Origin of the sequence: Kurthia massiliensis, assembly GCF_000285555.1 — a bacterium.
GTDB lineage: Bacteria > Bacillota > Bacilli > Bacillales_A > Planococcaceae > Kurthia > Kurthia massiliensis.
Window position 1 is genome coordinate 81,875 of record NZ_HE611002.1, and the last position, 13,539, is coordinate 95,413.

The 13,539-nt window shown below is 39.1% G+C and carries 14 protein-coding genes; 3 read left to right on the forward strand and 11 right to left on the reverse strand.

The window, feature by feature from the left end; all coding sequences use genetic code 11:
* Positions 1 to 27 precede the first annotated feature (27 nt).
* Complete coding sequence (locus KMHG_RS14275) at positions 28 to 2,085, reverse strand: methyl-accepting chemotaxis protein (RefSeq protein ID WP_010290506.1); 2,058 nt, start codon at positions 2,083 to 2,085, stop codon at positions 28 to 30.
* A 211-nt stretch (positions 2,086 to 2,296) separates the two neighbouring features.
* Here KMHG_RS14275 and KMHG_RS14280 point away from each other — a divergent pair, with 211 nt between their 5' ends.
* A complete protein-coding gene (locus KMHG_RS14280; RefSeq protein WP_010290507.1) occupies positions 2,297 to 4,240 on the forward strand; it encodes a methyl-accepting chemotaxis protein in 1,944 nt (647 codons plus the stop codon).
* 51 nt (positions 4,241 to 4,291) lie between these two features.
* On the opposite strand, the gene KMHG_RS14285 is transcribed toward KMHG_RS14280, so the two are convergent.
* The gene (locus KMHG_RS14285; RefSeq protein WP_010290508.1) at positions 4,292 to 4,645 is read right to left on the reverse strand and encodes a hypothetical protein; all 354 of its coding nucleotides are present in this window, start codon (positions 4,643 to 4,645) and stop codon (positions 4,292 to 4,294) included.
* 174 nt (positions 4,646 to 4,819) lie between these two features.
* Here KMHG_RS14285 and KMHG_RS18070 point away from each other — a divergent pair, with 174 nt between their 5' ends.
* Both KMHG_RS18070 and pgeF read left to right on the forward strand, forming a co-directional pair.
* Complete coding sequence (locus KMHG_RS18070) at positions 4,820 to 5,302, forward strand: phosphate-starvation-inducible protein PsiE (protein WP_010290509.1); 483 nt, start codon at positions 4,820 to 4,822, stop codon at positions 5,300 to 5,302.
* Positions 5,299 to 6,057, forward strand: a complete 759-nt coding sequence (pgeF, locus tag KMHG_RS14295) for a peptidoglycan editing factor PgeF (RefSeq protein ID WP_010290511.1) — start codon at positions 5,299 to 5,301, stop codon at positions 6,055 to 6,057. Before KMHG_RS18070 ends, pgeF begins: the two co-directional genes overlap by 4 nt.
* Positions 6,058 to 6,084: 27 nt before the next feature.
* Here the strand turns inward: pgeF and KMHG_RS14300 are convergent, their stop codons facing one another.
* From KMHG_RS14300 to KMHG_RS18075, 9 genes are all read right to left on the reverse strand, one after another.
* Positions 6,085 to 7,056: a sensor domain-containing diguanylate cyclase gene (locus KMHG_RS14300; RefSeq protein ID WP_010290512.1), complete on the reverse strand. Its 972-nt coding sequence runs from the start codon at positions 7,054 to 7,056 to the stop codon at positions 6,085 to 6,087.
* Positions 7,057 to 7,058: 2 nt separating this feature from the next.
* The gene (locus KMHG_RS14305; RefSeq protein WP_010290513.1) at positions 7,059 to 7,856 is read right to left on the reverse strand and encodes an alpha/beta fold hydrolase; all 798 of its coding nucleotides are present in this window, start codon (positions 7,854 to 7,856) and stop codon (positions 7,059 to 7,061) included.
* A 137-nt stretch (positions 7,857 to 7,993) separates the two neighbouring features.
* A complete protein-coding gene (locus KMHG_RS19705; protein ID WP_261797383.1) occupies positions 7,994 to 8,128 on the reverse strand; it encodes a hypothetical protein in 135 nt (44 codons plus the stop codon).
* A gap of 45 nt (positions 8,129 to 8,173) precedes the next feature.
* Positions 8,174 to 8,356, reverse strand: a complete 183-nt coding sequence (locus tag KMHG_RS14315) for a hypothetical protein (RefSeq protein ID WP_010290515.1) — start codon at positions 8,354 to 8,356, stop codon at positions 8,174 to 8,176.
* Positions 8,357 to 8,676: 320 nt separating this feature from the next.
* Positions 8,677 to 10,170 (reverse strand): malate dehydrogenase (quinone), encoded by a 1,494-nt coding sequence (mqo, locus tag KMHG_RS14320; protein ID WP_084761593.1) that lies wholly within the window; start codon positions 10,168 to 10,170, stop codon positions 8,677 to 8,679.
* Between the two features lie 429 nt (positions 10,171 to 10,599).
* Entirely contained in the window at positions 10,600 to 11,217 is a 618-nt protein-coding gene (locus tag KMHG_RS14325) for an NUDIX hydrolase (protein ID WP_010290517.1), read from the reverse strand.
* A gap of 86 nt (positions 11,218 to 11,303) precedes the next feature.
* On the reverse strand, positions 11,304 to 11,486 hold the full coding sequence (locus KMHG_RS14330) for a hypothetical protein (RefSeq protein ID WP_010290518.1): 183 nt from the start codon (positions 11,484 to 11,486) through the stop codon (positions 11,304 to 11,306).
* A 104-nt stretch (positions 11,487 to 11,590) separates the two neighbouring features.
* On the reverse strand, positions 11,591 to 12,787 hold the full coding sequence (locus KMHG_RS14335) for a methyl-accepting chemotaxis protein (protein ID WP_010290519.1): 1,197 nt from the start codon (positions 12,785 to 12,787) through the stop codon (positions 11,591 to 11,593).
* 120 nt (positions 12,788 to 12,907) lie between these two features.
* Positions 12,908 to 13,539: RNA-guided endonuclease TnpB family protein (locus KMHG_RS18075; RefSeq protein WP_010290520.1), on the reverse strand; the 632-nt coding region annotated here is incomplete at its 5' end.

Below are 13,539 nucleotides of genomic sequence, written 5' to 3' on the forward strand. Positions count from 1 at the left end.
TAGCTTGGGGAAGCTACGGCTTTTTTGTTATTTCTGACGTAATTTAAAGACGCCTACTGCATCGTTTAATTCACGTACTTCTTCATTTAAATGACCTGCATGTTGTGCAACTTCTTGTGTCGCTGCAGATTGTTCTTCCATGACCGCGGCAATTTCTTGCGTCGATGCGGTCGTTTGTTGTGAAACGGCTGATAATTCTTCAATCATTTCGACAACGACTTGTTTTTGACTATTAATAGAACGAACGCTCGATTGATTCGCTTCTAATGACGTCGTAATATGTGTTAACGCTTCTGTCAGACGTCCCATCGCATCTTCGACAGTCGATACAACTTGACGTTGTTCTTTGTTCATCTCGTTCGTATTTGTAATCGTTTCAACGAGTGCCTGCATACCGCCTAGCACTTCTGATAAAATGTTTTGAATATCATTCGTCGCAGCTTTTGAACTTTCGGCTAACTTACGAACTTCATCTGCAACGACCGCAAAACCTTTACCGTGTTCACCAGCACGTGCCGCTTCAATAGAGGCGTTGAGTGCGAGTAAATTCGTTTGATCGGTAATGTCTGAAATCGTACGTGTTACTTGTGAGATCGATTGTGATTTTTCGTTCAACGCTTTAATCATATTTTCAACGTGATAAAAAGCATCTTCGAATTTACTAAATGAATGTGTCAATTCATGAACGGTATCGTTACTTTGTTGTAACTCTTTCATCGTTCGTGTAATCGTTTGTTGTCCTGCTTCACTCGCTTCAAGCAGCACATCAATTTCGTTGCTTAACGTATATACAGAACGCGTACCACGTTCAATTTCTTGCGCTTGGTTCGCTGCGCCTGTTGAAATGTCATTCGTCGCATTCGATACAGACATGACCGCACGACTATTTTCCTCGGTAATTTTTGATAACCCTGTCGTTGCACGATCAATTTCATCTGCATGTTCGTTCACTTGGTGAATTAGGCGACGCATATTGCGTAACATATCGTTATAGTGGCGCGCCAATGTACCGATTTCATCTTTACGTGAATCGTCCATTTCAGAGCCTAAGTCACCTGAAGCTGTCGTTTCAAACGCATTTTGTAGACCTGTAAAAATTTTACGAATACCATTTGCAAGCAGTAACGCGACGATAATGCCGAACGCTAACATGACGATTAAAATAATAATTGCTGCGACGTTTAACGTAGACATTGCTGCACTAATTTTTGATTGTTCCACGAATGAAACGACTTTCCATCCTGTGTCACCGACCGTTGCAGACGACACCATATAATCTGTGTCTTGTACGGTATGATTAACATTTTTAAAATCTTTCTCACTATACAACTCCGGTACCCAACCGTAATTTTGTTTTAGCGTATCTAATTTTTCGTAATCAGAAACCCCTTCTACTTGGCCACTCATTTTCGGATTAATATTTTTACCGTTCATACCGTCGATATAACCTGTTACGACTAAACCTTGTGTATCTAAAAATACGTATTTTGCATCGTTATTTTTTTCAAGGTTTGAACGAATGTTGCCAATCGTCGATAAATCAATATCGTAGCCGACTGCCCCTACTAACTTGTCGTGTTGGAAAACGGGTACGATAATCGACGTCATAATTTTTTTCGTCGTTTTATCTTCGTACACATCTACCCATTGTGTCGCTGGATTTGCTGTTAATTTCGAGTATGTTGTCGTATCAAGCGTATTGAAGTTGTCATACGCACCCGGTTCGCCAGCCGGTGAGATCGATAACTTTCCTGTTTTAAAATCCATAAAGTACGTACTAATGTAATCTTTATTAGACATTTGAATTTGGTGAATCATTTCTCGAATATTTTTCTTATCACCATTTGCAATTTGTTGTTCCGCAAGCGTTGCTAATTGTTCAGCAGAAACACGATATTTGTCGAGCTGTAGCTTTACTTGGTTCGATGTATTTTGAACATCACTCACATTGGATGCTTCAATATTTGATTTCAAAAATTGGTATGAAATGCTATAGTTCGCAATCGCAGTAATCCCCACTGCAAAGAAAATTGAACAACAAATAAATATTATCCACTTTACACGAATCGATAAATTTTTGAACATTTTTCGCTTTGTCCCTTCTTTTTTGTAATTGTTAACAATTTTATATGAAAGAAATTATTTCAACAATATTTATCATATCACCATTGCCCTATTTTGTAGTAGTCATTTTGTATCGAATAAATATATATATTTTTCTAAAACTTTAAACAATTCTAGTTTTTTTATGTTACGATTATGAAGAAAATTTAAGACTATCGTAAGGAGTATAGAAATGTATAAAAGCACTAAATTACGAAGTAAAATGTTAATTTTTTTACTTCCTCTCATTATCATTCCAGTGTTGCTAAGCGGCGTATTTTGGTACACCTCTAGTAGCGCAAACATACAAGATGAGCAAATTAAAGCTGCCTCTTCTAACATGAAATTAATGAATAATAATGTGAATACACTGATCGAACCAAAAATACATGATGTCATATATTTAGCAAAACGATTAACAGAAAAGGACTTATCGGTCGCGAAAAAAAGCAGTAGTCGTACGGTGTTAGATCAGTATGTACAAGAACATCCTGAAGTTGCGATGGCTTATGTCGGCACAACAAAGGGCGAGATGATTCGCATGCCTTATTTCATCTATGATAAATCGTATGACCCACGTGAACGTCCTTGGTATCAAAATGCATCAGACAATGATGTTGCGATTACAGATCCGTACATTTCAACGACGAGTGGTGACTTAGTCGTTACGATTTCCAAAAAACTCAGTGACGGTAGCGGGGTAGTCGGCATCGATATGTCGATTTCAAACTTAGCAAAAATTGCTGATAGCGTAAAAATCGGTAATAACGGCTATACGTCGATCGTCGATTTAGCGAACAAATATGTCGCAGATAAAAAGCATGACGGTGGCGATGACATCAGCACATCAATGGCGAAACAGCTCACAAAATCGAGTGGCAAAATCGAACATGATGATACGATCGTATTGTACGAAACGAATGCAACGACAGGCTGGAAAGTATTAAGCACCGTTTATAAAAAAGAAGCGACTGCGGTAGCGCAACAAACGGCATTGATGAATACGCTGATTTCATTAGTTATCATCATTTTCAGTGTAGGAATTATCGTAATGATCGTTCGTTCAATTACACGTCCTATTCAAAATATGGCTGAAAAAGCAGAGCAAATTCGCGATGGTGATTTAACTGTCCATATTAAAACGACTTCAACAGATGAAATTGGCCAATTGGCGCTGACATTAAATGATATGAAAAATAACTTAGCGACACTCGTGAAAAACGTTCAAGACAACACGTCTAACGTGACACAGTCGAGCGCACTAATGGAACAACATATTCAACAAAACAAAATGAGTACGGGCGATATGTCGAAAGCCATTACGCAAATTAGTGAAGTAACCGAACGACAAGCGGACGATTTACAAGCGGCATCGAGTGCAGTCGGCGAAGTAACGACAAGTGTTTCTGAAATTGCCCATAACATTTCAGAAGTAGCAGACTTCTCTTACACGACGCTAGAACATGCACGGTCTGGACAACAAGCGATTAATGAAGCGGTCGCAAAAATGCAGGACATTAAAGGTGCGGTATCAGATGCCGACAATCAAATTCGTTCCCTTCATACTGAAACTGGCGAGATTGCGCAGATGTTAGAAATGATTAAACAAATTGCTGACCAAACGAACTTACTCGCACTCAACGCTTCGATTGAAGCTGCGCGTGCAGGTGAACATGGTAAAGGTTTTGCAGTTGTCGCAGATGAAGTACGCAAACTTGCGGAAAGCTCTCAACAATCAGCGAATCAAATTGCGCACGTCATTACATCGATTCAAACGCGTACAGCGCAATCGGTCGATCAAATGCATACAACATTGAACACCGTATCGGAAGGTGTCGCAATTACGAACACAGCCGATGAACGTTTCAAAAATATTATGACGCAAGTAGAAAGCATGACACCGAAGTTAGAAGGCATCTCTGCAACGACCGAACAAATGGCCTCTGTCACAGATCAAATTGCTAATACGACGGATAATATTGCTGGTCACGCACAAACGACGAATGCGATGACAGAAGAAGTGAGCGCTTCTTCTCAAGTTGTTTTAACGTCGATGCGCGAAATGCACGAAGAAATGATACATCTCGTTGACGTAGCTGAACAACTACAACAAGCAACATCAAAATTTAAAATTTAATGCATACAAAAAAGGCTAACGGCATATTCCGTTAGCCTTTTTTTATCTCGTTTAAACGATTGCACCACGACGGTATAAATCATAATTTAAGATGACATACATGTATTCGCTAATGTCTTGTACTTCTAAACCTTGGCGTTCTAACAACGCCCAAAGTTTTTCATCTAGCGCATATGGATGCGTATGTTGCAGTAATTCAACTTCGCTTTTTGATAAAGCGACACGAATTGTTTGTGCACCACGCGTCACCGATAACGTATACGTTCTCCAAGTTTCCACTTCCACACGATAGTTGTCATCCCATTCGCGAAGCTGTGCTTCAATATCGCTCGCGACGTGTTTGAAAAATTTTCTCACGGCAAATGTATTCGCTTTTGTAGTTCGGAAAAATGTATTCGTATTCATGTATATCGCTCCCTTTACGTTAATACCAAGTTATCTTATAAGAATTATAACACTTTTGATTAAAATGTCAAAATATTTCTTCAAAATTAAAAACGCTTACAATTTACGTATGCGTTGCATGAAAGATTCGCTTTGTGTAAAGATTGATATAACAATGAAAGCGAGGCGATTTTTATGAAAAAGTTAAGCTTTAAAGTGTTGTTTCCGAAGTCTTTGCAATGGGTACTCAACATTTCACTCGTTGCCCTATCGCTCGTCTTAACGATTTTAATGGTCAAAGAAATTATTATTTTTGCGGATTTATTATTTTTTGAACATGAGACGAAACATACACACGAAGAATTTTTAGCGAATGTGCTCGCATTCTTCCTTTACTTCGAGTTTATTACGATGATCGTCAAATATTTTAAGGAAGATTATCACTTCCCGTTACGCTATTTCATTTATATCGGAATTACAGCGATGATTCGACTAATTATTCTCGATCATTCAAGTGCGAAAAATATGTTGATGTATGGGGCAGTCGTGCTACTACTCATCATCGGCTACTTCATCATTAATATTACGCCACTTGAACGTCCGAAGCGTGCTTACTATGAACTTAGACAAGCGAAGATAAACGCGGATGCCTATAATAAACATGAGGTGAAAAAATGACAACGACAATTTATCAAAATGATGCGCACATTTTAATGGGCATCTCAATGCAAGACGATACAAAACTAGAACGTAACAATATGGCTTTACACGTTTGCGAAGATCCACAAAACGTTTTAGCCAATCGTGAACATTTAGCGCAAACACTCGGCCACAGTTTAAAAGATTTCGTTTGTGCGAACCAAACGCATAGCGCAAATTTTTACAAAGTGACTGCAGCTGATAAAGGTCGTGGCGCTTTAACAGCGGAAGATGCCATTCCTGAAACCGATGCGCTCTACACATTTGAGCCGAACATCGTTTTAAGTTCTTTTACAGCTGATTGTGTACCCATTCTATTTTATGCGACGGATTCAGCGTTAGTTGGTGCTATTCATTCAGGTTGGCAAGGTACAGTGAAAGAAATTTCGCTGAAAACATTTACGCATTTACGCGATGTAGAAGGCGTTGATTTAACGAACGTTCACGTCCATATCGGTACCGCATTAAGCCAAGAGAAATTCGAAGTCGACCGTGACGTATACGATCGTTTCAAAGCACTCGGTTATGCGGATGACTTCATGTATTTCAAACCGGAAACATCGAAGTATCATATCGATAATCAGCTAACGGTGAAAAAACAATGTGAACTTGCAGGTATTCCTGCTACTAACATTGTCATCGAAGACGTATGTACGTTTAAAAACGAGGCAGGCTTCTCTTATCGTCAAAATAAGCAAGCAGGTCGCCATTTAAGCTTTATCGTACGTAAATAAAAAAGGGGTCGGACATTCCGACCTCTTTTACTTTTGCATATTTTCATAAATCGTCACGCGATTGCGACCATGTGTTTTCGAATAATAAAGTGCTTTATCTGCACTTTCAATGAGCATATTTTCATCTTGTTGCGCTGTATATGTCGCCATACCGATACTAATCGTTAAATGCTGTACGTGTGACCAACTTTTTGCTGCAACGCGCTGTTGAATCGTATCGGCGACCGTTTCGTCGTGTCCGATTAAAATAATCGTAAATTCTTCTCCACCGAATCGACAAACGACGCCTTGTTCTCCGACAACATCTTTTAACAACTGCGCAAGTTCGGTTAATACGATATCACCGACTTGATGACCATACGTATCGTTCACTTGTTTAAAGTGGTCAATATCAATCATTAATAAACAAAACTGCACGTGTTCCATTTCAAATGCGCGAATAAACTCACTCATCTTTTGACTAAAATAACGACGGTTGTATAACCCTGTTAATTTATCTGTATTCGACAGTTCAATTAAGCCGAGATTAATCGCCATTAGCTCATTTTGCTTTTGTTCGATTTCAGCATAAATTTGTTCTAAGTGGTCGAACGCACTCGCTTTTTGCGCATACGCTTCTTCAGCCTGAATTTTTAGCGCTTTCACTTCGCTCTCATAATCGAGGCGGTGTTGCATTTTCATAAACATGTAATCAATGACTTCTTCACCATCGCGCTCGTAACGTTTCGCATTCAATAGTAACGGGATTTTTTGTCTATCTGCACCTTTGATCGAAATAAAAAACTCTTCAACGAGATTTTCTAAATGAATCTTCGGATAAAAATAGGCATGAAAAATCAATTTGTTTGTCGGTGTAAACAGTTGTTCAATATGTTGACCGACGATTTTTTCAATCGTACATCCCGTCCATTGCAAAAACGTATCATTTACTTCTGTGACGATTCCTACATTATTCGTACTTAAAAATCCGCATGGTGCTTTTTGCAAACGAATATCCATCGCTATCCCTCTTTTAAATATTGTTTCATCTTCTCAATCGTTTCTTCTGGATGACTAATATGTGGGTAATGTCCTTTTGCTGTGAGCAATTGTAACGTACTGTTCGGTAAGTGCTCATGTAAATAATGACCGATTTCTCCAGGCACAATGCTATCTTCAGAGCATTGTAAAATGAGTGAACGTACAGGCATTTCATGCAGGCGATCGCGACAGTCTAAATGGAATGTCACATCTGCAAATTCACGGGCAATATGTGGATTTTGAGAAACGAAGACATTTTCCAACTGGCGGACATGAACCGGTGTACTTGAAGCACCTAATGCATATGGCGCCATATAACTTGCCCAGCCAGAAAAGTTCATTTCCATCGTTTGTAGCAGTTCTTGAATATCTTCTTCATCAAAGCCGCCTTCATACGCACCATCGTTTAAGTAACATGGTGATGGTCCAATCATGATGACTTGTTGAAACGCCACTGGATTTTCAATCGCTGCCAGCATACCGATCATCGAGCTCACAGAGTGCCCAACGAATGTCACTCGTTCAAGCGCTAATTCATCAATAATTTTCAAAACGTCATTTACATATCCTTGAATCGTGCGATACGTTGCATCATACGCCGTTAAATCCGACTTACCTGCACCGACGTAATCAAACAAGATGATTTTGTAGTCATCTTCAAAGGCTGGTGTGAGATGTTGCCACATTGATTGTTCACAGCCAAAACCATGCGCAAACAGCAACACTTCCTCCCCTTCACCTAAAATATTGATGTTATTGCGTAAACTTATGCCATTCATTCATTGCACTCCCTATTCTCTTTATTTTCATTATATGCTTTTTCAAATAGATATACAGCTAAAATACGTACACTATAAGTCGCTCCATCTATACACATATGTAAAAAAGAAATCGTCGAGACGATTTCTCATATACCTTACTTGCTAAAAATTTTCGTTAAGCATTGTTGCGCTTTAGCCGGTAACATTTGATAACCGAGCCCTTTTTGCTGAATATCTAACACTGCTGCAACACCGACGATAAAACCGATGATTTTCATAAATCCTTTCAACGTTTCCGCCTCCTTTACATTTATTATAAAACGAAAATACGCGCGTCATGAAACGATAAATCGCTTCATCGATGCCGCTAGCATTTCCGCTACTTCATTCAATGCTTTCGACATCTCGGACATTTGCGCGACGACGCGTTCTTGACCATTTAAATAATGCGCAGCATGATCTGAAATGGCAACGGTTGATTCCGTCAGTGTTAAAAATTGTTCAAATGAAGCTGACATTTATAGCGACATGCGTTCTAGCTTGGACAGCTGACGTACTCATTTGCATATGCGTAATGAATTCATCAATCGTCTTCGTAAACGTATGTAGCTGTTCATGAATGATGCTCGCCGGTTAATACGACAAGTAAACCAATGATGAGAGCAAGGGGCGACTTTATTGCTCAGTTTACGCATCACATCCCTCCGATTGAACAATTTATTTTGTTTCCTATACCTATAATACCTATTCAAGACAGTAAAAAGTAGTCTTATAGTCTTCAATATAAAAATAAAAAAAGACACCCATAAGTAATGGATGTCTTTTCAAGCGGATAAGATTAGTCTACTAATTTAAGAGACTTGCTTGTAGCCGCGTGTAATTCTTTGAATAATGCTTCGTCTTCGATTAATTTTTTACCGTAAGAAGGAATCATTTCTTTAATTTTTGGTTCCCAAGCTGGCATTTCGTTAGGGAAACATTTGTTCATTACATCAAGCATAACTTTAACAGCTGTAGATGCACCTGGAGATGCGCCTAGTAATGCTGCTACAGTACCGTTTGCACCAGTAATTACTTCTGTACCGAATTGTAAAGTACCTTTACCTTTTTCAGTATCTTTAATTACTTGTACACGTTGACCTGCGATTACGATTTCCCATTCAGAATCTTTCGCTTCTGGAACGAATTTACGTAATTCATCAACACGTTGCTCTTTGTTTAACATTAATTGTTGAACAAGATATTTTGTTAAGTTCATTTCTTTCGCACCACAAGCTAATAAAGTTAATAGGTTGTTTGGTTTGATAGAAGTGAATAAATCTAAGTTAGAACCAGTTTTCAGGAATTTTGGAGAGAAACCTGCGAATGGTCCGAATAGTAATGATTTTTTACCGTCGATGTAACGAGTATCTAAGTGAGGTACTGACATTGGAGGAGCACCTACTTCAGCAGTACTGTAAACTTTACCGTGATGTTGTTCAACAACTTCTTGGTTGTTACATACTAACCAAAGACCACTTACTGGGAAACCACCAACGTGTTTGCTTTCAGGAATACCTGTTTTTTGTAGAAGGTGTAAGCTACCGCCACCAGCGCCTAAGAATACGAATTTAGATGTTACGTATTGTAATTTGCCGTCTGCAGATTTTACTTTAACTTCCCAAGTACCATCAGCGTTTTGTTTTACGTCTTCAACTGAAGCATTGTAAGTTGCTTCAACGCCTGGTTGTTTTTCAAGGCTATCCATTAAAATACGAGTTAATGAACCGAAGTTTACGTCAGTACCAGATTCGATGCGAGTTGCAGCGATTGGTTTGTCGTTTTTACGGCCGTTCATAATTAATGGGAACCATTCTTTTAATGTTTCAGCGTCTTCAGAGAATTCCATACCTTCGAATAGGTGGATATCTTTAAGAGCTGCGTAACGTTTTTTAAGGAATTCAACATTGTCTGCGCCTTGTACCATACTAATGTGTGGAATTGGCATAATGAATTCTGATGGGTCAGCAATGCGACCTTGTTCTACTAAGTAAGACCAGAATTGACGAGATACTTGGAATTGTTCGTTTACGTTGATTGCTTTAGTTGTATCAATTACACCGTTTTTCTCAGGAGTGTAGTTAAGTTCACATAAAGCTGAGTGACCAGTACCAGCATTGTTCCATTCGTTAGAACTTTCTAGACCTGGTTTATCAAGTTTTTCAAATACTTTAATTTTCCAATCAGGTGCTAATTCTTTAAGGAGTGTACCTAATGTCGCACTCATGATACCAGCACCAACTAAGATAACGTCTGTTGTAGTTTGTTTGTTACTCATGTTTACCTTCCTTATACCATAAGATTTGCAGAAAGGATGTAGGCAAGCTAGATGTTACCGCAACAAGCAAGCCAAGCGCGACCCTCGTCACACACCTTTTCTGTATCAATAATTTACCTTATTACAGTGTATCATAATTATTTATTGAATAAAATAAATAGTACGATACGAGGTTTTTACCTTATTTAAATGAGCAAAAAGTGAAAATTTCGTGCAAAATCGCGTACAATCGACAAGTCGCATTGACGGTAAAAATGCATTTTCTACCTATTTAATGACATAATTTCTTTGTTCTTGTAAGGCATTCGTTTTAAAAGGTACGGTTTTGAAGCAATGATCTGCCCCCTTTAACGTCGATACTTTATTACACTAAATGACTAAGCAAAGATGATTTGCCCTCATTATAACGTATTCAGAAAAAAAGGGCGAAAAAAGTGTATGTTTTTACGCTTTTAATCGCTCTAAAAAATATTTTAAAATGCGTGCTGTTAGACCCCAAATGACGTAGCCATTGTAATCGAAAAACCATTCATCAATTGCACGTGCACGCCACTCATAATCTTTCCCATTCATAATTTTATCGAACGGGAATCCTTCAGATGGTGTCGGTTTCATCAGGACATGATGCAGCTCTGGCTCATATTGAATAAGCCAATCAAGTGGTACTGTAAATACTTCATGCACTTCATCACGATTTAACGTGTTCACTTCGCGCATATCGACTTTCGCAACAAATGGATAAATGACGAATGCTGGCGAAATGATGAGTGGGCTTAATGCGCTTAATACTTCTGTTGAAGAAGGCGGTACACTTAATTCCTCATACAGTTCTCGAAGTGCGGCCTCCTCTGGGTTGCGGTCAGTCGGATCAATTTTCCCACCTGGGAAGCTAATATCTCCTGGCTGTTTGCGCATCGTCATTGAACGTACTTCAAACAACACATGCGTTTCGCCATTCACTTCTACGAGTGGCACGACGACCGCTGAACGAAACGCGGTATCTTCCCCAATAAATAACGGTTGTTTTTGCAAAAACTTCCCTTGAATATCGTCTACGTTCATCATTCATCACCTCTTTTTCTACTATTATCATACCCGATGATGTGCGCGAAAAAAAAGAGCCAGCATTTGCTGACTCTTTGAACGAACTATTTTTCAATTGCTTTATAAGCGTCTTGATATGCGCCGCCATCTGCTACTTGAGCGTGGTATAACGCTTTAATCGCTAAATGGCGTTCTAAACCCATATCCTTCATTAATGTTTTCAGCTCTTTTTGTAAGGCTGGTTCTTTTTTTAATAATTGATTCATATATTGTGCGTGAAATTTCATACGTAAAACCTCCTCGGGTTCATTTCTAGCTTACACCTATTTTTAAAACGCTTCAACGAAACGTGCTTTAAAAAAAGCGAATAGGTCTCCCTATCCGCTCCTCATTAAATCTCAAAACGACGAATCGTTTGTTGTAACTGTTGTGCTTGCGTTGCTAGTTGCTCAGCTGCCAGCGCCATTTGTTCCATCGATGCATTTTGTTGTTCTGTCGTCGCTGCGACTTGCTCAATGTTACGATTCACACGCGTTGTCGTTAGCGTAATTTCTTCGACTGACGCAATCGTTTCTTCTTTACGTTGTTGTAAGCTTTCAACGACCGATTGTGTCGTATCAACTTTTTCTGCTAATTGATCCATTACACGATGAATTTCATTGAACATTTCGTTTGCAGATTGAATTTGATTCATTCCTTCAACGACTGCTTTATTACTCGTATGAATCGATTCATGTGCTGTTGCACCTTTACGTTGAATCATCGATACGAGTGATTGAATTTGCCCTGCTGAATCATTCGTCTGTTCCGCTAATTTGCGTACTTCTTCAGCAACAACCGCAAAACCTTTGCCGTGTTCACCTGCACGTGCTGCTTCAATCGATGCATTCAATGCTAGTAAGTTCGTTTGACCAGCGATATCGCCAATGACTTTGCTAAATTTATCGATATCATTTGCTACGTCCATTAAATCGTTAAAGTGCGCAGACGTTTGTTGCGCGCTCGTTTCGATTTGCGTCATATGCGTCTGCATATTTTCCATGACGTTGACACCTTCTGTCGTTTTCATTTCCGCTTGTTTCGACGCATCTTTAACACCGTCCATATTTTCGGTAATGTTCGATACTGCGCGGCCCATTTCATTAACGACATCTTGTACGTACGATGCTGAGGCAAGTTGTTCTTTCGATTGATGTGCTACTTGTTGAATATTGCTCACGACTTGATGAATAGATTGCACGTTTTCTTCTACGCTTGCAGAGACGTCTGCAGAAAAATGACTCAACTGATTAGATGTGTCATCGACGTGATGAATCATCTCTTTTAAGCCGTCTGTCATATCGTTAAAGCTCATGCTTAACTTACCAATCTCATCTTCTGTTTTCACATCAATACGTTCTTTTAAATTTCCTTCCGCTACTTGTGAAGCAACTTTCGTTACATGCGATAAAGGTTTTAAAAACTTTGTAATCAATAAGTAGAACAGCGCGCCCATAATTAAAATACAAATCATATTTAAAATTGTAATTGGTAACACGAGTCCTTTATATGTTTTCGTAATTTCATCTTTTGATTGAACTACCCCCACTTAGCCGTTCTTCGAACGTTGCTTGAAGTGGGAGATTCCTACGAACAGTGCTTGCTTGTTTCCACTTGCTCGAAACAGCGGCTTCACTTTTTGAGTAGGCGAGCCCCGTAGTCCCTACGGTTATTGGTGTAACATGCTTAGTCCTTCAGCTAAAATATTTTGACTTGCGTTTACATCGCGGTCTAGTACTGCACTGCATGATGGGCAAGTCCATATGCGAATATCGAGTGATTTTTTGCCATCTCGATGCCCACACGCATGACAAAGTTGGCTCGATGGGTAGAACCTTGAAATCTTCACAATTTCACGACCATACCACTTTGCCTTGTACGTCAGTTTTTGCACAAAAGAAGACCATGATACATCGCTAATTGCCTTTGCCAATTTACGATTTTTCAACATCCCTTTTGTGTTTAAGTCTTCGAGGCAAATGACGTCATATTGGTGAATCAATTCCGTTGATAGCTTGTTTAAAAAATCTTCTCGCTGGAAAGCAACACGTTCACGCAAGCGAGCCACTTTACGGCGTTGCTTTTGGTAGTTCATGCAGTCGCGTAAGTCACGACCTTTTTTCTTTGCTTGCTCGTAACGACGTGATAACTTGCGTTGTTCACGTTTTAACTGTTGTTCCATCTTAGCCGTAAAGCGTTGGTTATCCACTTTACGTCCATCAGATAGAATCGCAAAGTCAGTAATACCTAAATCAATCCCGACAGATTGATTTGTTTTAGGTAATGGTTCAAATTCTGGGA

Coding starts and splice junctions, on each gene's coding strand:
- KMHG_RS14275 (WP_010290506.1), bottom strand. CDS start 2,085: ATGTTCAAAAATTTATCGATTCGTGTAAAGTGGATAATATTTATTTGT.
- KMHG_RS14280 (WP_010290507.1), top strand. CDS start 2,297: ATGTATAAAAGCACTAAATTACGAAGTAAAATGTTAATTTTTTTACTT.
- KMHG_RS14285 (WP_010290508.1), bottom strand. CDS start 4,645: ATGAATACGAATACATTTTTCCGAACTACAAAAGCGAATACATTTGCC.
- KMHG_RS18070 (WP_010290509.1), top strand. CDS start 4,820: ATGAAAAAGTTAAGCTTTAAAGTGTTGTTTCCGAAGTCTTTGCAATGG.
- pgeF (WP_010290511.1), top strand. CDS start 5,299: ATGACAACGACAATTTATCAAAATGATGCGCACATTTTAATGGGCATC.
- KMHG_RS14300 (WP_010290512.1), bottom strand. CDS start 7,056: ATGGATATTCGTTTGCAAAAAGCACCATGCGGATTTTTAAGTACGAAT.
- KMHG_RS14305 (WP_010290513.1), bottom strand. CDS start 7,856: ATGAATGGCATAAGTTTACGCAATAACATCAATATTTTAGGTGAAGGG.
- KMHG_RS14315 (WP_010290515.1), bottom strand. CDS start 8,356: ATGTCAGCTTCATTTGAACAATTTTTAACACTGACGGAATCAACCGTT.
- KMHG_RS14325 (WP_010290517.1), bottom strand. CDS start 11,217: ATGAACGTAGACGATATTCAAGGGAAGTTTTTGCAAAAACAACCGTTA.
- KMHG_RS14330 (WP_010290518.1), bottom strand. CDS start 11,486: ATGAAATTTCACGCACAATATATGAATCAATTATTAAAAAAAGAACCA.